Below are 19,462 nucleotides of genomic sequence, written 5' to 3'. Positions count from 1 at the left end.
AGGGGACATGGCGGTTGCCTGGGTGTCCGTCATGCGAAGTTCCTTTGCTGCGAGGTGCGTTGGTGAAGGGAATTACTTGAGTCCAGAGGTGGCGACGCCGGCGACGAAGCCCCGCTGCATGATCAGGAACAGCGCCAGCACCGGCACGACGTACATCACCGCGCCCGCGGCGACCAGGTTCCAGAGCGGTGCCCCGTGCTCGTTCATGTATCCGTAGGCGAGCTTGACCGCGAGGGTGGTGTGGTTGTCGTCGAGCAGCAGGGCGGGCGCGATGTAGTCGCCCCAGGTCCAGCTGAAGGAGAGGATGAGGCTGGTGGCGATGACCGGCCAGGACTGCGGCAGGAAGATACGCCAGAAGATTCGGATCTGCCCGCAGCCGTCGACGATCGCGGCCTCCTCCAGTTCCTTGGGCATGTTCGAGAAGAACTGCCGGAAGAGGAAGATCAGGTACGGCGCTCCGCACAGGCCCCACAGCACCCACGGCACATAGGTGTTGGTGAGGTGCATCTTGGCGAACAGCAGATAGGTCGGGATGAGGGTGAGGACCTGCGGCAGCATCATCGTCGACAGCAGGACGTTGAAGATGGCCCGTTTGCCGGGCGCGTTGAGACGGGCGAAGCCGTAGCCCGCCCATGCCGAGGCGAGGGTGACCAGGACGGCGTAGAGGGTGGCGATCGTCAGGGAGTTGCGGGCGTAGCCGAGGTAGTCGATCTGGGTCAGCGCGTCCTGGAAGTTGTTCAGGCTCAGGTGGTGCGGCCACCAGTGGATGGGCAGCACGCGCAGCTCGGAGGGTGCCTTCAGGGCGGTGTCCAGCAGCCAGGCGAACGGGCCCAGGAAGAGGACGACGATGCCGACCAGCAGCATGTAGACGGCACTTCTGCGGGGGAACACCATCACTTGCCTCCGATCGTGCGGGGCCGGGACGGCTTGGCCGACTCCGGGTCGACGGCGTAGAAGACCGCGCCCTTGCTGAGTTTGAAGACGAGGAAGGTCACCGCGACGATGATCAGGAACAGCACCCAGAGCATCGCGGACGCGTAGCCGTAACGGCCGTTGGCGAAGTACTGGGCGAACACGTGGATCATGAACAGGTAGTTGCCCTCGGGTACCGCTGTGACGCCCCTGGGGGTGGGATCCAGCGAGATCAGCAGCGGCAGGAAGCTCTGCACGGCGGCGATGATGCCGGTGATGACCTGGAAGAACAGCACCGGGGAGAGCAGCGGCACGGTGATCCGGGTGAAGGTCTGCCAGGCGTTCGCGCCGTCCATGCGGGCGGCCTCGTGCATCTCCTTGGGGATGTCCTGGAGCCCCGCCAGCGAGATGATCATGACGTTGCCGGCGCCCCACAGGGTCAGGCTGATCAGGACCCAGCGGGCGTAGGGGTCCGTCAGCCAGCTCACACCGTCGATGTGCAGGGCGTCCAGCGCTCCGTTGGCCGCGCCCGAGTCCCGGTCGAAGATCAGCTTGAAGGTGAGGGCGGCGCCGACCGGCGGGACGACCGCCGGCAGGTACAGCAGGGTGCGGAACAGGCCGCGGGCCCTGATGGGCTGGTTGACCAGAATCGCCAGCAGCAGGCCCGCCACGATGGTGAGCGGCACGGTGATCGCCGTGAAGACACCGGTGCGGGCCAGGGAGGACATCGTCTCCGGGTCGGAGAAGACCTCGCGGTAGTTGTCCAGGCCCACGAATCGGGAGTTGTTCGACAGCCCGTCGGAGTTGGTCAGGCTCAGCCAGAACGCGTAGCCGAGTGGGAAGGCCGTCAGGGCCAGGAAGCCGAGCATCCAGGGGCCGGCGAACACGTAGAAGGCGAAGGCGCGGCGGGTGGTGAGCGAGCGGAATCGACGACCGGCGGGGGCGCCGGTGCGGGGCCCGGGCCGGGCGGCCGTCTCCCCGGAGGGGGACGGCGCGCCCGGCGCGGTGATCTGTTCGGTAATCACCCAACGAGCTCCTTGCCCTGGGCGAGCAGCTCGTTCATCTGCGAGTTGAGTGTGTCGGCGACCTTGCCCGCGGGTGTGCCGGACTTCACGGCACCCGGCAGGACCTTGGTCAGCACGCCCTCCAGGGCGGCCTGCTGGGCGTACGGGGTGAAGCTGATGACGGAGAAGTGCGGCAGTTCCTGCTGCTGCACCTGGAACGCCTGCTTCTGGAAGTCGTTGGTCTGCGGCATCTTCGAGTTCAGGGACGTCAGCGAGGGGATGCCCCAGCCGCTGGCGGCGCGGTCCTGGGCGGGCTGGCCGCCGAAGTACCACTCGAAGAACTTCCAGGCCGCGTCCTTGTTCTTGGCGTCCCTCGGGATCCAGTAGCCGGTGGCGCCGAAGCAGGAGCTGACGCGGTGGTCGCCGAGCTGCGGCGCGGGCGCGAAGCGGGAGACCCCGGCGAGCTTGGGGTCGGCGCCTATCAGCCCGCCGAACCAGTAGCCGTTGCAGCTCATCGCCATCCGGTTGGCCTGGTAGGTGGGGCCGTCCCAGCCGTCCGGGTTGGGGTTGATGACGCTGGGGCCGATGTCGGCCTTGGCGTAGTCCAGGTACCACTGCACTGCCCTGCGGGCCTCCGGGGAGGAAAAGTCCACCTTGGCCAGGTCCTCGGTGAACACGCTGCCGCCTGCGGAAGCGGTCATGCCCATGAGCTGCGGGAACACGCCCATGCCGGTGGCGTTCAGGCCGTACACCTTGACCTTGCCCAGGCGGCGCTTGACCAGCTTCTTGCCGAGGTCGAGCCACTCGTCGTAGGAGATCGGTTCGGTCGCGCTGGGCGCGTCGAGCCTGGCGGCCTCGAAGAAGTCGTCGCGGTACCAGAACATGGAGTCCTGGGAGTAGTCCTTGGCCATGCCGTAGCGCGGTCCGGTGCCCTGCTTCTTGCCGTCGTAGCGCCACACGTCGTTGACCGGCGCGAGGTCGGAGTCCTTCAGCACCGAGCTCTTGGCGAAGTACGGGTCCAGGTCCGTCATCAGGCCGCGGGCGGCGAAGTACGGGGTCTCGGTGGCGCCGAACCCGCGGACAACGTCCGGTGCGTTCTTGGCGGCCAGCATGGCGTTCAGCTTGGTGGCGTCCCAGAGGATGAGGTTGATGTTCATCCCGAGCGCCTCTTCGGCGGCCTTGAGGGTCTTCTTGTCCCACTCGTTCGCGACCGACATCAACGTGAGGGTCGTCTTGCCGCCGCCGGATCCGCTCGTGCTGGTGCCGGCCGAGCCGGCGCAGGCGGACAGACCGGTCGCGGCGAGCGCGGTGGTGGCGGAGAGGGCGAGGAAGCGCCGTCTGTCGAGGGATGTCGTCGTTGACATAGGCATGCTGATAGGCCTTTCGGGGCGGAACGTACGCGTTGCGGAACGTACGGCGGCTGCGGGGCGTACCACGGAGTCCATGGCGGCATGAAGGGCTGTCGCGGGAAGCGAACGGGTGAGTACGGCGGCCGGCGGTGCACCGGCTCGCCCGGGGGTGGTGCGCGGTGCCCCGAATCGGGCGCATCCGTCTGCGTGGACGAGTGCGCGCTCGGGGGCATTGGATCGCGAGTGCGACGGTGGTCGCGTACGCGGTGAGCCTGGAGGTGACCCCTCGACCGCAGTTGACGTGCCGTCAACTGTGGCCGACATCCAGCTGTATCGTTATGACCGATTTTGTGGATTTCGCTCAGACTTATCGCTTATTTCGGTCTGAGGAAACCGGTTGACTGGAACTTTCGCGAACGTTAAGTTGCGTTTCCAGAAGGTGTCAAGAGGCCAGAACGCGTCACTCTGAGTCCCGCACGGCGGACCAGGGCAACGCCCACCGAAGGGGGGGAGCACGTGCCGGAAAAGCCCGTCCGGGCCAAGCTCGTGGATGTGGCACACGCGGCCGGGGTCTCCAAGGCCACCGTGTCCAAGGTGCTCAACGGCCGCCAGGACCTGTCCGTACGGCCGGAGACGCGCCGGCGCGTCCACGAGGCCGCCGAGGCGCTCGGCTACCGGCCCCACTCCGGGGCTCGGGCACTGGCCGGCGCCAACACACACGCGCTGGCCCTGCTGATCCCCGCACTCGCCAACCCCACGTACGTCACCATCGCCCGCGGCGCCTACCAGCGGGCCCGTGAACTGGGCTACCTCTCCCTGCTGGCCGAGGACTTCGACGGGCAGGAGGCTGACGAGTCCTTCAACGACCTGGTCCAGGAAGGCAGGGTCGACGGACTGCTCATCGCCTCGGCCCGTCCGGGCCACCCACTGGTGGACGCGCTGAGCCGCAGCGCGGTCCCCCATGTCTTCCTCAACCGCTCGGTCGAGGGATCGGGCCGCAACGTGACCATGGACGTCGCCCGCTCCAGCGTGACGGCACTCGACCACCTGCACGGCCTCGGTCACCGCGCGATCGGCCACATCGCGGGTCCCCCCGGGATCACCCCCAGCGAGTGCCGCAAGGAGGCGTTTCTCCGGTACGCCGACACACTCGGGCTGGACGCGGCGCCCGTCGCGTCCGGGGACTTCACCGAGGAGGGTGGCGGGTCCGCCGCGCGGGAACTGCTGCGCCCCGCCGACGGTGGCGGGCGGTCACCCGTCACCGCGCTCTACACCAGCTCGCTCGCGCAGGCGATAGGTGCCATGGCCGCGATCAGGGACCTCGGCCTCAGGATCCCGGAAGACGTCTCCGTGGTCGGCAACGACGACCTGCCCGTGGCCGCGCACCTCAATCCACCGCTGACCACCGTCGCGATGCCCCTGCACGAGCTGGGAACCGCCGCGGTGGATGCCCTGGTGGCCACCATCGAGGGCAGGCCGACGGGAGACGTCGTCGTACCGACCGAGCCGCGGCTGGTGCTGCGCAGCTCCACGGCAAGACCTGCAGAACCAGGAGGAACGCCATGACCGCCGCCGCAACGGCGCGTTTCACCGGCCGTACGGCCCTGCTCACCGCGGCCGCCTCCGGCATCGGGGCGGCCACCGCCCACCGGCTGGCGGCGGAGGGCGCATCCGTCATGGTCACCGACGTGGACGCCAAAGGCGCCCGGCGAGTGGCCGAGGAGATCCGCGACAAGGGCGGACGGGCACGGGACCGGCGCCTCGACGTCACCTCGCCGGGGGAATGGGCCGAGGCCGTCGCCGAGGCCGAGGCCTGGACGGGACACCTGGACGTGCTCCACCTCAATGCCGGCCGCAACCTGCCCGCGGCGGCACACGAACTGGACGACACCTGCTGGCACGACCAGCTGCGGCTCTCCCTCGACTCGGTGTTCTACGGCGTCCGGGCCGCTGTGCCCCTGCTGAGAACGGCCAGGGGCGCGGTGGTGATCACCTCGTCCGTGCACGCTGCCATCGGCTTCAAGGGCTTCCCCGCCTACGCGGCCGCCAAGGGCGGGATCGACGCCCTCGTACGCCAGCTGGCCGTCGAGTACGGAGGTCAGATCAGGTTCAACGCCGTCCTTCCCGGAGCCGTGGTCACCGCCCTGTGGGCCGAGGTGCCCGAGGAGTACAAGGCGCAGACCGCCGCCCGCGCCCCCGTCGGCAGGCTCGGGGTCCCCGAGGACATCGCCGCCGCCGTGGCCTTCCTCGCCTCCGAGGACGCCTCTTTCGTCACCGGCCAGAACCTGCTCGTGGACGGTGGCCGCAGCATCAGCTCCCACGAGTAGGCCACCGGCCGCACCCGTCCCGGGCGAAGACCCGCCCCGCCCGCTCCGGCAACGACCCGACACCACCGCGACTCCCCTCCTGCGCCCGCAACGGCCCTGCACGCCCTTACGACGTCTCTCCCGAGCCACCGAGCGGGCAATGGCCCACTGCCTCGGTGCGACCACGCCCCTGACTCACCCCTCACGAGCCCCCGGCCCCGCATCAGGCCGCACACAGCACAGGACCCGGAGGTCCCTCCCATGAAGATCACTGGATACGAGCTCTTCCTCGTCGAACCGCGCTGGCTCTTCCTCCGCGTCGACACCGACGAGGGCATCTCCGGCTGGGGCGAGCCCATAGTCGAGGGCAAGGCCCAGACCGTCGCCCGCTGCGTCGAGGAGATGTTCGACTACCTCCTGGGCCAGGACCCGGCCCGTATCGAGGAGCACTGGCAGGTGCTCGCCAAGAGCGGCTTCTACCGCGGCGGAGTCGTCCTCAGCAGCGCCCTGGCCGGAATCGACCAGGCGTTGTGGGACATCGCGGGCAAGACCCACGGCGTCCCGGTCCACCAACTGCTCGGCGGCCACGTGCGCGACCGGGTACGCGTCTACGGCTGGGTCGGCGGCGAAACCCCCGCGGAACTGGCCGAGTCGGCCGCCGAACAGGTCGCCAAGGGCATGACCGCGGTCAAGCTCAACCCCTGCGGCCAGCTGGAACCCCTCGCCACACCCGCCGCGATCGATGCCATCGTGGCCGGCGTGTCCGCGGTCCGCGAGGCCATCGGGCCGGACCGCGATCTGGCGCTGGACTTCCACGGACGGTTCAGCGGGGCGATGTCCCGCCGTGTCCTGCCCTTCCTGGAGCCGCTCCTGCCGCTCTTCGTCGAGGAGCCCGTGCTGCCGGAGTTCTCCCAGGACCTCGGCGCCGTCGTGCGCTCCACGTCCATCCCCATCGCCACCGGCGAACGGCTCTACTCCCGCTGGGACTTCCGCTCGGTGCTCTCCGACGGCATCGCGGTGGCCCAGCCCGACATCAGCCACGCCGGCGGCATCTCCGAGACCCGTCGCATCGCCGCGATGGCGGAAACCTACGACGTCCTGGTGGCACCGCACTGCCCGCTCGGCCCGATCGCCCTCGCCGCCAGCCTCCAACTCGACTTCGCCATCCCCAACTTCCTCATCCAGGAACAGGCACTGGGCATCGGCTACGGCGACAGCAGCGGCCTCCTCGACTACCTCGCCGACACCACGCCCTTCACGTTCCGCGACGGCTACATCGACCGCCCGACAGCACCCGGTCTCGGCATCACCATCGACGAGGACGCGGTCCGCGCCGCCGCCGAACGCGGCCACCGCTGGCGCAATCCGGTCTGGCGCAACACCGACGGCTCACTGGCCGCCTGGTAGCAGGCCGGCCCGAACAGAGGCTGCAGAGGAAGGACTCCTGACCCTGGCTGGTGGGCAGGGCGTCAGCCGTTCAGAAAGCCCAGGATGTGATCGGCGACCGTCCTGGGCTGCTCGAGGTGCAGGGAGTGCCCCGCCGGGCCGGTGAAGCGGTCGTGGTGGCCTTCCGGGGGCGTCCGGACACCCGGTTCTTCGGCGAGCGAACCTATGGCGTGCCTGCCGGGAACGGGAAGTACCGCCTGTCAGGCGGGGCCATGCTGATCTTGACGGAAGCCGAGGACGCGGACCGTACGGGCCGTACCTACGATGCACCGATCCCACCGGATGAAGAGATCGTCAAAGAGCCGCACCCAGTGGCACGCGACCGGGACGAAGTTCTGGATACAGCCCGGGGTTGACTGCTCGAGCAGAACGCCTGCCGACCACCGTGAACTGCTCAGGCATTCAGTGGCACTGCGTGAACCGGCTGGCCGGGTCCGGCGGACCGGAGACTGATCAGGCGGCTTCTGGCAGCACGTGGCCGAGGTCGACGTGCCGGCGTTCGGTTGGACGGGTTTTGCTCGCCGCACACGCCTCGACGTGGCGAACGCAGGATCCCGCACTAGCCCTGCGGCTTCACGCCCGCGAGGCGGAGGGCGAAGTCGCCGTACTGCCAGACGATCGTGTCCTCGGAGAGTTCGCCGTCCTCGCGGTACCAGGCCGCGACCCCCATGCCGAGGTCTAGGACGGCATAGGAGACCAGCCGGGGGGAGGCGACCGTGAAGCACCCCTCCCTGACGCCCGCGTCGACGATCGCGCGGAAGCCCGCTTCGTACTGCGCGCGCAGAGCCAGCACACGGCCGCGATGCGGCTCGGCGAGAGAGCGGATCTCACGGTTCCCGACGAAGGCCTCGAGCCGGTGCCGGGCGTGGTAGCGCACGTGCGCCTCGGTGGCCCGGCGAAGGAGGGACACCGGTCCGTCGCTGCTGGCGACGGCTGCGCGGTGCGCGGCGAGGAGGTCCTCCATCGTGCCGATCATGATCTGGGCGAGCAGGTCCTGCTTGGACGCGACGTGCTTGTACAGACTCGGTCCGCGGATGCCCACCGCACGGCCGATGTCGGCCATCGTGGTCGCCTCGTAGCCGAGGCGCGTGAACAGCTCCAGCGCCGCGGCACGAATGTCGTCGGCTCGACCCACCCTCGCCTCCACCCCTTCAGGACTAACACACGATAGCCCACCGTCCCGGCGGCTGTGACATGCACCATGGTGCGCTTCACCAAGCGACCGCTTAGAGTCACGGCTAATACCCATTAGCCAGATCGGGAGTCGCCATGGCAGTCGACCTCACCCACGATCCCGTCGCCGCGGACCTCGCGAGCCGCACCGCCGACTTCGTCCGCGAGCTGGTGATCCCGGCCGAGGAACAGCACCGCGGCGTCGCGCGGACCGAGAACGTCCGGATCGGACTCCAGCGGGCCGCGAAGGACGCGGGAGTCTTCGCGCCGCACGTGGGCACCCAGTACGGCGGGCAGGGCCTGGACATGCGGGGCAGGGCCGCCGTGTTCGAGGAGGCCGGGTACTCCCTGCTCGGTCCGCTGGCACTGAACATCGCCGCCCCCGACGAGGGCAACATGCACATGCTGGAAGCCATCGCGACCGCCGAGCAGAAGGAGCGCTACCTGCTCCCGCTCGCCGCCGGCACCGTCCGCTCCTGCTTCGCGATGACCGAACCGGCACCCGGCGCGGGCTCCGACCCCAGCGCCCTGACGACCCGCGCGCAGCGCGTGCCGGGCGGCTGGCGCATCGACGGACACAAATGGTTCATCACCGGCGCCGACGGCGCCGGGTTCGCGATCTGCATGGCCAGGACCTCGGGCGAAGCAGGTGAGCAGGGCGGCGCGACCATGTTCCTGGTCGACGCCGACAACCCCGGCATGAAGATCGTCCGGCACATCGAGACGCTCGACGAGAGCCTCTACGGCGGTCACGTCGAGCTGCGCTTCGACAACTGTGTCGTACCGGACGAGGCGGTGCTCGGCGAGGTCGACCAGGGCTTTCGCTACGCACAGGTGCGGCTCGGGCCCGCCCGTACGACCCACTGCATGCGGTGGCTGGGCATCGCCCGCCGTGCGCAGGACATCGCCGTCGCCCGGGCCGCGGAGCGTCGGCTGTTCGGCTCGCGGCTCGGTGATCTCGGCATGGCGCAGCAGATGATCGCCGACAACGAGATCGACATCGCCGCCGCCCGCGGACTGATCCTCCAGGCCTGCTGGGAGCTAGACCAGGGCCGCTCCGCCGCGCAGTCCACCTCGATCGCCAAGACCTTCTGCGCCGAGGCCGTGTGGCGGGTCGTGGACCGGTCGCTGCAGATCTGCGGCTCGCTCGGGGTGTCCGGCGACATCCTGCTCGGCCGGTTCCTGCGCGAGGTGAGGCCCTTCAGGATCTACGACGGCCCGTCCGAGACCCACCGCTGGGCCATCGCCCGCCGCGTCCTGCGCCGCCACACCGAGACGGCCACGCGATGAGCGACACGGACCGCGTCACCGTGGACGGCCTGGACCTGCCCGCACTCGAGCGGTTCTTCGGCGAGCACGTGCCCGGCTTCCGCGGCGGACTTGCCGCCGAGCTGCTGCAGGGCGGGCGGTCGAACCTGACCTACCTGGTCACCGACGGGCACACGCGGTGGGTCGTGCGCCGTCCTCCGCTGGGCGGGCTCACCCCCTCCGCGCACGACATGCAGCGCGAGTACCGGGTCGTCGCCGCACTCGCGGACAGTGACGTCCCCGTGGCCCGTGCCGTGGCCTTCGGGGACACCGGCACCGGACTCGGGGTGCCCTTCTCGGTCGTCGAGCACATCGACGGCCAGGTCATCCGGACGCGCGAGCAGCTGCACGCCCTGCCCGGCGGCGAGATCACACGCTGCGCCCACGCTCTGGTCGACGTGCTCGCGCACCTGCACGCCGTCGATCCCGGCGCGGTCGGGCTGGCCGGGTTCGGGCGGCCCGAGGGCTATCTGACCCGCCAGGTACGGCGCTGGTACGACCAGTGGCAGCGCGTCCGGACCCGCGAACTCGCCGACATGGAGCGGCTGTACACCCGCCTCGCCGCCGCGTGTCCGGCGGAGAGCGGAGCGTCGATCGTGCACGGTGACTACCGCATCGACAACGCCATCCTCGACCTCGCCGACCCGGCGATCGTGCGTGCGGTGGTCGACTGGGAGATGGCCACCCTCGGCGATCCCCTGGCCGACCTCGGTCTGCACCTCGTCTACGCCGACCCCGCCTTCTCGCCCGTGCTCAGCGGATCGGCCGCCTCCACCAGCGACCGCCTGCCCGCTCGGGCCGACCTCGCCCAGCGCTACGCCCGGGCCAGCGGCCGCGACCTCGGCGACCTCGGCTTCTACCTCGCGCTGGGCTACTTCAAGATCGCCGTCATCGCCGAGGGGATCCACGCCCGCTTCCAGCAGGGCCTGACCCGCGGCACGGGATTCGACACGGTCGGCCGCGCCGTCGCGCCGCTCACCGCCGCCGGCCTGCGGGCACTGACACACCGGGAGCCTTGATGAGCAACGTCCTCGACCTCTTCCGGCTCGACGGCAAGGTCGCCGTCGTGACCGGGGCGAGTTCCGGCCTCGGCGCCGGGTTCGCCCGGGCGCTCGCGGAGGCCGGCGCCGACGTCGTCCTCGCCGCCCGCCGCGCCGACCGGCTGACCGGCACCGCGAGGCAGGTGCAGGAGACCGGCCGCCGCGCCGTCACCGTCGCCACCGACGTCGGCGATCCGGAGCAGTGCGAGGCGATGGCCCGCGCGGCGGTCGACGAGTTCGGCCGCGTCGACATCCTGATCAACAACGCCGGCACCGGCACGGCGGTCCCCGCCCTGAAGGAACGCCCCGAGGACTTCCGCCGCGTGATCGACATCAACCTCAACGGCGCCTACTGGGCGGCACAGGCCTGCGGCCGCGTCATGCAGCCCGGCTCCAGCATCGTCAACGTGGCCAGCGTGCTCGGACTCATCAAGTCCTATGCCCCACAAGCAGCCTACGCCGCCAGCAAGGCGGGCCTGATCGGCCTCACCCGCGACCTCGCCCAGCAATGGACGGGACGCCGGGGCATCCGCGTCAACGCCGTCGCACCGGGATACTTCGCCAGCGAGATGACCTCCCAGATCCCCGAGGAACAGCTCATGACGTTCATCCGGCAGACCAGCCCGATGGGCAGGCCGGGACTGCAGCATGAGCTCGACGCCGCGGTCGTCTTCCTCGCCAGCCCCGCCTCGTCCTACATCACCGGCACCACACTCGCCGTCGACGGCGGCATGTCCGGCCACTGACGGCACGCCCCTTCTCCGGACCGCTCCCCTGTTCCTGCGGGCAGTCTGCCCATGCGACCACGTCGGCCTCATCCGGCCGGGCGGACGCCTTGTCGCCGACGGGGCCGGCATTCCGGCCCCGTCGCGGGAGGGAGGTCCACCCCACGATCGGCCGCCGCAGGGCAGCCGGGGCCGCGGCGGGCACGGCGGGATTGGCGGGGGCCACCGTGGTGAGCCGACGGTAGGGCCGCGACGGCACTGGGCACGGATCGCGCTCGCCCTTGTTGGGCCACAGGGCCAGTCGCGCTCCGCCTGGGCGGTGATGGTCAGCGCCGGGTTCACACCGAGGTTCGCCGTCAGCGCGGTCCCGTCCACGACGGACAGCCCCGGGTAGTTGAAGACCCGGTGGTACGGGTCGATCACCCCGCCCTGCGCAGAGGTCCCGATCAGTGAACCGCCGAAGAAGTGCGCGGTCATCGGCCTGTTGAAGATCTCGCCCCACGTCCCGGCCGCGATGCCGCCGATGTGCCCGGCCGCGCGCAGGCTCGCCGAGTGCCCGGCGGGGATGAACGTCGGGTTCTGCGCGCCGTGCCCCTGCTTCGAGGTGAACCTGCGGCCCCCGAACAGTCCCCGCCTGGTGTACGTCGTGATCGAGTTGCTGCCCTTGCCGTACCGCACGGCCTCGATGTGTGTGTCGTCGTCCGGGTGGATCGACGAGGTGATCGACAGACCGTGGGTGAGGTCGAGCTCCGGGGCGACCGCGGGCCGGATGACGACGAGGATCGCCTCCGAGTTCGTGCGGGTCAGCTCCCCCAGCCGCAGGGAGAGCTCGGGCAGTACGCCGTTGTCCCGCATCCGGTGCAACAGGCGTTGCGTGCCCCACGTGCCGGCGGCCAGGACGACCTGGGTCGCCGTCAGGCTCCGCCGGAAGCTGCGGGAGCGCCTCCCGGTCCTGTGGACATCCACCACGAAGGACCCGTCGGACCGGGGCCGCACGGCGTCCACCGTGGTCATCGGCATGACCGTCGCACCGGCGCGTTCCGCGAGGTAGAGGTAGTTCTTCACCAGGGCGTTCTTCGCGCCGACCCGGCGCCCCGTCATGCAGGGCCGTACTCGGTGCAGCCGGTCCGCCGGGGGCCGGCGCCGCCGAAGTACCGCGACCTTGAGCATCACCTTGTCGCAGGCGGTCGTGGTCGGGTTGGTGACGACGCCCAGCATGCGGCCGGCCTGGTCGTGGTAGGGCGCCAGTTCCGACTCCCAGTCGGTGATGTGCGCCCACTGCCGGTCCGTGTAGAACGGCCTGGGGCGGCCGGTACGGCGTGTTGGCGTAGACGAGTGAACGGCCGCCGACGCCGGCGCCCGCGTTCACGATGACGTTCTTGAGCGGGTGGGTGCGCTGGATCCCGAAGCAGCCGAGCGCGGGCGCCCAGAGGTAGCGTCTGCAGTCCGGGCGCGGTTGCAGCCGCGGCGGAACAGCCGCGACAAGCGGCAATTGCCGCGGATCGGGGAGCCCGGCCTGCCGCAGACGAGCGGAAGCGATGCGGCGGCGGTCTCGATCACGAAACCTTGCATCGGGCCGGTGCGCAGAGGCTGCGCAGTCAGCGGAGGTCGTACGCAGCGGGCGGCGGTGGCAAGGTCGTTCACGGTGACGTTCTCGTACCCCTCGCGGCTGGACCAGGTCGAAGGCCACCTGGTCCAGCTCGGCCTGTACGGCACTGCGGGCGATGTCTCGGGTGCTGGTTCGGGTCACGGCTGGGGGGTGCGGGGGAGATCGCCGGGAGCAGGGCCACAGCCAGGTTGACGTGTGCCATGACGCGGGGGCACGGGTCGACGAGGTGCTGCGCGGCTTGGAGGTCGTCGCCGGTGCAGCGACGCACGCGGGGAGGGGCCTCCGGGACGGCCCACACCCCTCAGGGAAGCCGGGGCAGTGTGTCACGTGCCGTGTGGCTCAGGATGCGAAGGTGTTCGGCGAACCGGTCCCGGTCCTCCACCGGGAAGTAGCGCCAGATGTTCTCGACATGACCCCGGGACGCGAAGACCGTGGTCTCCTCGCCGAGCGGCGTCAGGCGCACCAGCCTTCCGCGCCGGTCACCGGGATCCTCGACGCGTTCGACCAGGCCGGCCGCCTCCATACGGTCCACCAGACGCGTGGCGCCACCTGTCGTGAGGACCTGCTCCTGGGCGACGGCCCGCATCGACAGCCCCGGCTCCCCCGCCCAGGCCCGAAGTGCCCATCTCCCCCGGCCCCGGCACACCACCCCGCAGCTCCACCGCAGCAGACCGGCGCACCCCTGGATCCGCACGCAACCAACCCTGCAGCGAACGCAACTCCCCCGCCCCCAGCCCGACCTGCAGCTCTAACCGCACCCCGACCTCCCCTGATCCGCACGCGCACCCAACGACAGTGCACAACCGGCCAGGAAACCCCCTTCAGCGCAACACCACGACCCCGATCAGGAGACCGGCTGATCGTGCCGTCGCCCTGGTGCTGAAGCTGCTGGAGCAGTTCCCCGCGACGGGACATGGCCGCTGTCTCGCCATTCGCTTCTTCGTGGTGCCGCCCGCGCCGAAATCACCCGGGCCCGCACGCGGGTCACCAGCGCCGAGCGCGAGGACGCGATCGGCCGAGCCTGACGGGGGGCGCCGGTTCATCGGCACGTCCACCGTGGTCGCCCCACGGACAGCTCCAGAAAGGACAGGAGTTGAGAACGACTCAGGCCATCGACGGGAACCAGGCCGCTGCCGGCTCCCCGAGCGGTGCGGCGTGGCAGCCACCGGACACGCGCTTCTCGGAGACAGCGCCCCCGACGGGCTTTGCGACGCCTTGTCCGGTCTCCACGTCCACCCCCGGTCTCAGCCGGCTGATACCGCTCTTCCCGGCCGCGTGAGCCGGCTGACGGCACCGAGAACCAGGCACGATTCCTGGACAGCTCGCGGACGTCTTCGTGGACAGTCGGGTACGCGTCAGCTGCCCCGAAGACCGACCGCCAGCGTCAGTTCCAGGACCCGGTGTGGCGATGCGAGATCCGGAAACAGCTCCCGCAGCTGCGACATCCGGTAGCGGACGGTCTGGGGATGGACGAACAGCGCCGCCGCCACCTCGTCCCGCCTGCCCTGGTGCAGCAGCCACTCCCGCAGCGTCTCCTCCAGCCGCTGTGCGGTCGCGACAGGCAAGGTCCGCAACGGTGCGAGGGCTCGGGCACGCAGGTCTGCGAACGCGTCCACATCGGCGCTCAGCACCAGCTCGGGCAGGTGGTCCTCGGTGTCGCGAATATCGGAGGAGAGGGAGCGCGCGCGCATGGCTCGTGCGTACGACGCGGACGCACGAGTCCATGGCCGGGCCGGGCCGACCACGGCGGTGCGGTCGGTCAGCTGCCGCAAGAGATGTGATCGGTCGGCATCGGGGACGAGCAGCAGGCCGAAGGCGTCCGGCAGATCGTCGAGGACGAGGGTGCCCGGGTCGAGCGCGCGGTAGGCGGGCCGGGCCTGGGCGGCGGGCAGCAGGACCGCGGTCAGCGAAACCGGAGGCTGCCACCCGGCCCGTTGGGCAGAGGCCAGCAGGACGTCCGGGCTCGCGCCGGCGAGAAGGTCGCGGGCCAGGTGTTCGAGGTGACGCTCGTGGGCCCTGCCCCGGGCGGCCAGTTCGTCGGCGTGGCCCGCGGCGCTCGCGGCGGAGAGCTCGTCGATGTAGGCGAAGGTCAGCTCGGCGAACTTGGCGACCTCGGCGGCGGGCAGACCCGCGGGTACGGCACCCGCTGCGAGGCATCGCCAGGCCACGCGGGCGCCGACGCGGTAGGCGCTGAGCAGGGCGTCCATCGAACGGCCGTCGCGCACCTCGCCGCGGCCCAGCTCGTAGGCTGCGTCACCGGCGTCGCCGCCTGTGGCGTTCCCGCTCGCGAGGTCCAGGTAGTGCCCCAGGGCGGTGCGGACGGCTCGGCGGATGGTGCCGCCCATGCTGCCCGCAAGGGCGCCTGCGTAGGGAGGGACCTCGTCGATGATCGCCTGGACGACCTCGTCGGCGGTGGTCTTCAGCGCGGACCGAAGTGCGGTGACCGTCGTCTCATCCAGGGCCAGTTCGCTGGCCCTCCGGACTGCATGGCTCATGTTTTTGTTCCCTGCGAACAATTCAACCGACCAGATTTACGTCCTGCGGTCAGGACTTTACGCCTTGAGGCACAGCAAGCTGGAGTCATGACGAGTGCAGCCCTCCGCAGCAGGGCGTGGAAACTGCTGGAGATGGTCACGACGCCGCTGCTGCCGTCGGACTACCTCGACCTGGTCAGCCCGCTGCGTGCGGGCGCCGACCTGCGTGGGCGCATCGACGCCGTGCACCCCGAGACGGGTGACGCCGCGACCATCGTGATCAGGCCGGGACGGGGCTGGCGCGGCCACACAGCCGGTCAGTACGTGCGGATCGGGGTCGACGTCGACGGGGTGCGCCTGTGGCGTGCCTACTCCATCACCTCGCCGACGAACCGCCAGGACGGCCGCCTCACGATCACCGTGAAGGCGATCCCGGACGGCAAGGTCAGCAACCACCTGGTCCGCAGGGCGAGACCGGGCACGCTGATCCAGCTCGACCAGCCGACCGGTGACTTCGTGCTGCCGCAGGCCAAGCCCGCCAAGGTGCTCTACCTGACGGCCGGCAGCGGCATCACGCCCGTGATGGGCATGCTGCGCGACACCGAGTTCGACGACGTCGTCCTGGTCCACTGCGCGCCACGGCCGCAGGACGTGATCTTCCGCAACGAACTGCACGACCTGGTCGCGGACAAGAAGCTGCGGCTCACCGAGGTGCACACGGACACGGACGGCACGCTCGACGTCGCCCGTCTCGACGAACTCGTGCCCGACTGGGCCGAGCGCGAGACCTGGGCCTGCGGGCCCGCGGGCCTGCTCGACGCCGCCGAAGAGCACTGGAGCGCGCACGGCATACCAGAGCGCCTGCACACCGAACGCTTCCGCCCCAGCATCGTCGTCGCAGGCGACGGCGGCGAGGTCACGTTCAGCGCCACCGGCAAGACCGTCGACGCGGACGGCGCCACGCCGTTGCTGGACATCGGCGAGGAGGCCGGCGTGCTCATGCCCTCCGGGTGCCGCATGGGCATCTGCTTCGGCTGCATCACGCCGCTCAAGGCGGGCGCCGTCCGCGACCTGCGCACCGGCGAGATCACCGAGGCCGAACCGGGCGTCCTCATCCAGACCTGCGTGTCCGCCGCAGCGGGCCCCTGCGACATCGAACGGTAGGAACACCTTGACCGCCATCGACCCCACCGCCCACCTGACCGCGGAGCAGATCGAGGAGCTCGGCCGCGAGCTGGACGCGATCCGCGACGAGGTGATCGCCGACCGCGGCGAGAAGGACGCCGCCTACATCCGCAGGGTCATCTCGGCGCAGCGCAAGCTCGAGCTGGTCAGCAGGGGCGTGCTGCTGTTCTCGTTCTTCCCGCCCGCGTGGCTGCTCGGCACCGCCGGTCTGTCCGTGGCGAAGATCATGGACAACATGGAGATCGGCCACAACATCCTGCACGGCCAGTGGGACTGGATGCGGGACCCGAAGATCCACTCCACCACCTGGGAGTGGGATCACGTCTCGCCGTCCGAGCAGTGGAAGCACTCGCACAACGAGCTGCACCACACGTACACGAACGTGATCGGCAAGGACAACGACCTCGGCTACGGCATCATGCGCGTCGACGAGGACCAGAAGTGGCACCCGTTCCACCTCGGCCAGCCGCTGTGGAACTTCATCAACGCCTGCTTCTTCGAGTACGGCATCGCCGCGTACGACCTGGAGCTCGGCAGGAACCTGCGCAAGGGCCGCCGCAAGAACCCGGAGTTCCGCGCGCGGGCCAAGGCCGTGGGCCGCAAGATCCGCAAGCAGGTGCTCAAGGACTACGTGATCCACCCGCTGCTGTCGGGCCCGTCGTTCCTCACCACGCTCGCCGCCACGTTCACCGCGAACCTGGTCCGCAACATCTGGTCCCACTCGGTGATCATGTGCGGGCACTTCCCCGAGGGCGTGCAGGTCTTCGAGCGCCGGTCGATCAAGGGCGAGACGCGCGGCCAGTGGTACCTGCGCCAGATGATGGGCTCGGCGAACATCAGCGGCAGCAGGGCCATGCACTTCATGACCGGCAACCTCTCGCACCAGATCGAGCACCACCTGTTCCCGGACCTGCCGAGCAACCGGTACGCCGAGGTCGCGGTGAAGGTGCGCGCGCTGTTCGAAAAGTACGAGCTGGAGTACGTCACCGGGCCGCTGCCCAAGCAGCTGTTCTCCGCGTGGCGCAAGGTCTTCCGGCTCTCGCTGCCGAACAAGAAGCCCACGGTCAAGACGCCGGACCGCGAGAAGGAGCTCGTCGCGGCCTGATTCCCGTTTTGCACTGGACGGCGAGCAGGTGGTGCGGGAGCGGGATCGGTCGGCGTTCGAGCGGCTTCGGCAGCGGCTCGCCCGGCGCGGTGCCGGTGCGATCGAGGCGTCGCGCCGTGGCCGGCACATCATGTGGTCTTCGACCTGGCGGTTCAGGCGCCGCCGCCGGGTCTCCGCAGTCGTCCGGCGAGGGATCGTCCGCGCCGGCGAGATCGGAGAACTGCAGGATCCAGGGAACGTCGATGTGGAGCCCCATCAGGCGTCGCGCGCCTTCGCCCGGTGCCGGTCGGCCTCGCCGACCACCTCCTGGTTCTGGTCAAGGAGGCACCCTGCCGCTTCCAGCCCCCGCTGCCGCAGGCGGCCCGTGTCCTCTCGCCCGAGGACGGTAGTCGCCCGGACTCATCCCGCGACCCTTCGCACGCGCCTTGGCCGGCTCCACGATCTCCTGTCTGCGGTGTCTGACCGGGGAACCCGCTCGCCTGCCACACAGATATCGAAATGCAGCTCGTGACAGTTGGCCGGCATGGTTATGTGACGATCATGTTCAGTATCACCGTGTCGCGGGCACTCACCGTTGCCGACGTGGTTGCCACGTTCGTGGAATTGATCCCGCCTGGCCTGCAGTTGGTGGTTCAGCCGGACGAGGCTGACATTCCGGCTGACACGGGGGATCTGTGGATACGCCTGGTGGGCAACGAAGATCCGGCGTGGCCGCTTTCACTGGATGTGCTGGGCGGATACGACTGTGGACTTGGGTCGTACCCCGACCTCCGCGTCGCAGAGCAGATGGGAGTGCGACACGGCGTGGACGTTTTGTGCGGCGTCGATCCGTCCGTGTGCGATGTCGACCCCCTGGATCCGTACTACCGGCTGGCGCTGGTCGGCGGCCGGTGGTACCTGGCCAGCACTGCCGGCACGCGGCTCATGGGACCGTACACCGTGTGTGACGCCGACGTATTCCGGATGGAGCCGGGCGAGGAGCCCGTCAAGCTGATCCGGCCGGTCGTGGTTGACACCGCTGAGCCGTGATCGACCGGAGGACGGCGAGACCGACCTCCGCGACGTGGTCGACAGGGAGGCCGCCGACACCGACTGGCGCGGACATCGCCAGGGGTTGGGACTTCGTTCGGGCCTTGACCTGCGCAGAGGACGTATGCCCTCACTATGCTGTCGGCACATGGACGCGATCTTCAGGCTTCCGCCTCAATCCCCGCTGGCCACAGCTGTTTGCGAGGACTGGGGTTTGCTCCCGCTGCGTGTCCCCATGGGCTGGAACATCGTCTACAACACCTTGTTGGCCCGACGGCTGCCGGATGGAAGAGTCGAGGTCAACGACTCCGAGGACCTGTACTGGGCACGCACCGCACGACCGCCGTGGCTGACCGCGCAGGAGGCGGCGCGGAAGGGTGGCTTGCAGGCCCGGGAGATCAACATCGACGCCGGCTGGTACCACGGCTACGGCTTCCGCGTTGTCGTCCTCAACCCCGACTGGGACCATGAAGGAGCCTCCCACACCACTTCCGACCTCGACGAGTTCGTCGCCACCCTCGAGGGGTGGATGCGAATGATCACCGAGCAGGGGGAACTCCCCAAGCATCGAGATCGGTGATGACGAGGGCCGACGGCTGGTGCGGATCCTCCGCCGGGGCACGGGATCGGTGGCGATCCGGCGTCGGGATCAAATGATCCTGCTGTTCGCGCAGGGCATGCCGGTTGCGAAGATCGCCGCGGTGACTTCACCGGCGCGGATCGCGTCAGGGCTCGACGTGGCGGACAGGCTAACTGACGGTAGAGGCTTGGAGCACCGGTGAACCGGTCTGCCGGAA

General features: G+C 69.8%; 17 protein-coding genes and 4 pseudogenes. 13 read left to right on the top strand and 8 right to left on the bottom strand.

The genetic code is table 11. The features are described from left to right. Positions 1-72: 72 nt before the first annotated feature. Genes ABZ464_RS39660 through ABZ464_RS39650 form a run of 3 tightly spaced genes read right to left on the bottom strand, consistent with a single transcriptional unit; the run spans position 73 to position 3,280 of the window. On the bottom strand, positions 73-894 hold the full coding sequence (locus tag ABZ464_RS39660) for a carbohydrate ABC transporter permease (protein WP_359286177.1): 822 nt from the start codon (positions 892-894) through the stop codon (positions 73-75). Then, positions 894-1,937, bottom strand: coding sequence for a sugar ABC transporter permease (locus ABZ464_RS39655; RefSeq protein WP_359286175.1), 1,044 nt, complete (start codon positions 1,935-1,937; stop codon positions 894-896). Before ABZ464_RS39655 ends, ABZ464_RS39660 begins: the two co-directional genes overlap by 1 nt. Beyond that, positions 1,934-3,280 (bottom strand): extracellular solute-binding protein, encoded by a 1,347-nt coding sequence (locus ABZ464_RS39650; RefSeq protein WP_359286173.1) that lies wholly within the window; start codon positions 3,278-3,280, stop codon positions 1,934-1,936. The genes ABZ464_RS39655 and ABZ464_RS39650 overlap by 4 nt, the downstream gene beginning before the upstream one ends. Before the next feature lie 501 nt (positions 3,281-3,781). On the opposite strand from ABZ464_RS39650, the gene ABZ464_RS39645 reads away from it, so the two are divergent. The 4 genes and pseudogenes from ABZ464_RS39645 to ABZ464_RS39630 form a co-directional block, all read left to right on the top strand. After that, positions 3,782-4,831, top strand: coding sequence for a LacI family DNA-binding transcriptional regulator (locus tag ABZ464_RS39645; protein WP_359286171.1), 1,050 nt, complete (start codon positions 3,782-3,784; stop codon positions 4,829-4,831). Continuing rightward, positions 4,828-5,592: an SDR family NAD(P)-dependent oxidoreductase gene (locus tag ABZ464_RS39640; RefSeq protein ID WP_359286169.1), complete on the top strand. Its 765-nt coding sequence runs from the start codon at positions 4,828-4,830 to the stop codon at positions 5,590-5,592. Before ABZ464_RS39645 ends, ABZ464_RS39640 begins: the two co-directional genes overlap by 4 nt. Positions 5,593-5,832: 240 nt before the next feature. Then, positions 5,833-6,978 (top strand): galactonate dehydratase, encoded by a 1,146-nt coding sequence (dgoD, locus tag ABZ464_RS39635; RefSeq protein ID WP_359286166.1) that lies wholly within the window; start codon positions 5,833-5,835, stop codon positions 6,976-6,978. Positions 6,979-7,115: 137 nt separating this feature from the next. Further along, positions 7,116-7,373: pseudogene (locus tag ABZ464_RS39630) on the top strand (peptidase S41); the annotation flags it as partial. Positions 7,374-7,576: 203 nt separating this feature from the next. Here the strand turns inward: ABZ464_RS39630 and ABZ464_RS39625 are convergent. Further along, on the bottom strand, positions 7,577-8,152 hold the full coding sequence (locus tag ABZ464_RS39625) for a TetR/AcrR family transcriptional regulator (RefSeq protein ID WP_359286164.1): 576 nt from the start codon (positions 8,150-8,152) through the stop codon (positions 7,577-7,579). A gap of 134 nt (positions 8,153-8,286) precedes the next feature. Between ABZ464_RS39625 and ABZ464_RS39620 the strand changes: the two genes are divergently transcribed. The 3 genes from ABZ464_RS39620 to ABZ464_RS39610 are packed head-to-tail and all read left to right on the top strand — an operon-like array spanning position 8,287 to position 11,284. Next, a complete protein-coding gene (locus tag ABZ464_RS39620) occupies positions 8,287-9,480 on the top strand; it encodes an acyl-CoA dehydrogenase family protein (protein ID WP_359286161.1) in 1,194 nt (397 codons plus the stop codon). Continuing rightward, positions 9,477-10,517 (top strand): phosphotransferase family protein, encoded by a 1,041-nt coding sequence (locus ABZ464_RS39615; RefSeq protein ID WP_359286158.1) that lies wholly within the window; start codon positions 9,477-9,479, stop codon positions 10,515-10,517. The genes ABZ464_RS39620 and ABZ464_RS39615 overlap by 4 nt, the downstream gene beginning before the upstream one ends. Continuing rightward, positions 10,517-11,284 carry a glucose 1-dehydrogenase gene (locus tag ABZ464_RS39610; protein ID WP_359286155.1) on the top strand — a complete coding sequence of 256 codons (768 nt, stop codon included), beginning with the start codon at positions 10,517-10,519 and terminating at the stop codon, positions 11,282-11,284. Before ABZ464_RS39615 ends, ABZ464_RS39610 begins: the two co-directional genes overlap by 1 nt. 342 nt (positions 11,285-11,626) lie before the next feature. On the opposite strand, the pseudogene ABZ464_RS39605 reads toward ABZ464_RS39610, so the two are convergent. Further along, positions 11,627-11,686, bottom strand: a pseudogene (locus ABZ464_RS39605) (hypothetical protein); the annotation flags it as partial. Between ABZ464_RS39605 and ABZ464_RS39600 the strand changes: the two are divergent. Beyond that, a complete protein-coding gene (locus tag ABZ464_RS39600; protein WP_359286152.1) occupies positions 11,658-12,314 on the top strand; it encodes a hypothetical protein in 657 nt (218 codons plus the stop codon). The pseudogene ABZ464_RS39605 and the gene ABZ464_RS39600 overlap by 29 nt on opposite strands. An 859-nt stretch (positions 12,315-13,173) precedes the next feature. Here ABZ464_RS39600 and ABZ464_RS39595 read toward each other — a convergent pair. Together ABZ464_RS39595 and ABZ464_RS39590 are read right to left on the bottom strand one after the other, a co-directional pair. Then, on the bottom strand, positions 13,174-13,539 hold the full coding sequence (locus ABZ464_RS39595) for a MarR family transcriptional regulator (RefSeq protein WP_359286250.1): 366 nt from the start codon (positions 13,537-13,539) through the stop codon (positions 13,174-13,176). A 688-nt stretch (positions 13,540-14,227) separates the two neighbouring features. Continuing rightward, on the bottom strand, positions 14,228-15,367 hold the full coding sequence (locus ABZ464_RS39590; protein ID WP_359286150.1) for a helix-turn-helix domain-containing protein: 1,140 nt from the start codon (positions 15,365-15,367) through the stop codon (positions 14,228-14,230). A gap of 87 nt (positions 15,368-15,454) precedes the next feature. On the opposite strand from ABZ464_RS39590, the gene ABZ464_RS39585 reads away from it, so the two are divergent. Further along, the gene (locus ABZ464_RS39585; protein ID WP_359286147.1) at positions 15,455-16,510 is read left to right on the top strand and encodes a ferredoxin reductase; all 1,056 of its coding nucleotides are present in this window, start codon (positions 15,455-15,457) and stop codon (positions 16,508-16,510) included. A 7-nt stretch (positions 16,511-16,517) separates the two neighbouring features. Then, complete coding sequence (locus tag ABZ464_RS39580) at positions 16,518-17,636, top strand: acyl-CoA desaturase (RefSeq protein WP_359286144.1); 1,119 nt, start codon at positions 16,518-16,520, stop codon at positions 17,634-17,636. Between the two features lie 157 nt (positions 17,637-17,793). Here ABZ464_RS39580 and ABZ464_RS39575 read toward each other — a convergent pair. Continuing rightward, positions 17,794-17,892 (bottom strand): annotated as a pseudogene (locus tag ABZ464_RS39575) (fic family toxin-antitoxin system, toxin component); the annotation flags it as partial. A gap of 242 nt (positions 17,893-18,134) precedes the next feature. Here ABZ464_RS39575 and ABZ464_RS39570 point away from each other — a divergent pair. From ABZ464_RS39570 to ABZ464_RS39560, 3 genes and pseudogenes are all read left to right on the top strand, one after another. Then, the gene (locus ABZ464_RS39570; protein ID WP_359286141.1) at positions 18,135-18,665 is read left to right on the top strand and encodes a hypothetical protein; all 531 of its coding nucleotides are present in this window, start codon (positions 18,135-18,137) and stop codon (positions 18,663-18,665) included. Positions 18,666-18,879: 214 nt separating this feature from the next. Next, the gene (locus tag ABZ464_RS39565; protein WP_359286138.1) at positions 18,880-19,245 is read left to right on the top strand and encodes a hypothetical protein; all 366 of its coding nucleotides are present in this window, start codon (positions 18,880-18,882) and stop codon (positions 19,243-19,245) included. Next, positions 19,232-19,387, top strand: a pseudogene (locus ABZ464_RS39560) (IS630 family transposase); the annotation flags it as partial. The gene ABZ464_RS39565 and the pseudogene ABZ464_RS39560, both read left to right, overlap by 14 nt. Between the last annotated feature and the right edge of the window lie 75 nt (positions 19,388-19,462).

The organism is Streptomyces sp. NPDC005820, assembly GCF_040630255.1.
GTDB lineage: Bacteria > Actinomycetota > Actinomycetes > Streptomycetales > Streptomycetaceae > Streptomyces.
Note: the sequence above shows the minus strand (reverse complement) of the source record. Positions and strands in the feature narration are given on the sequence as shown.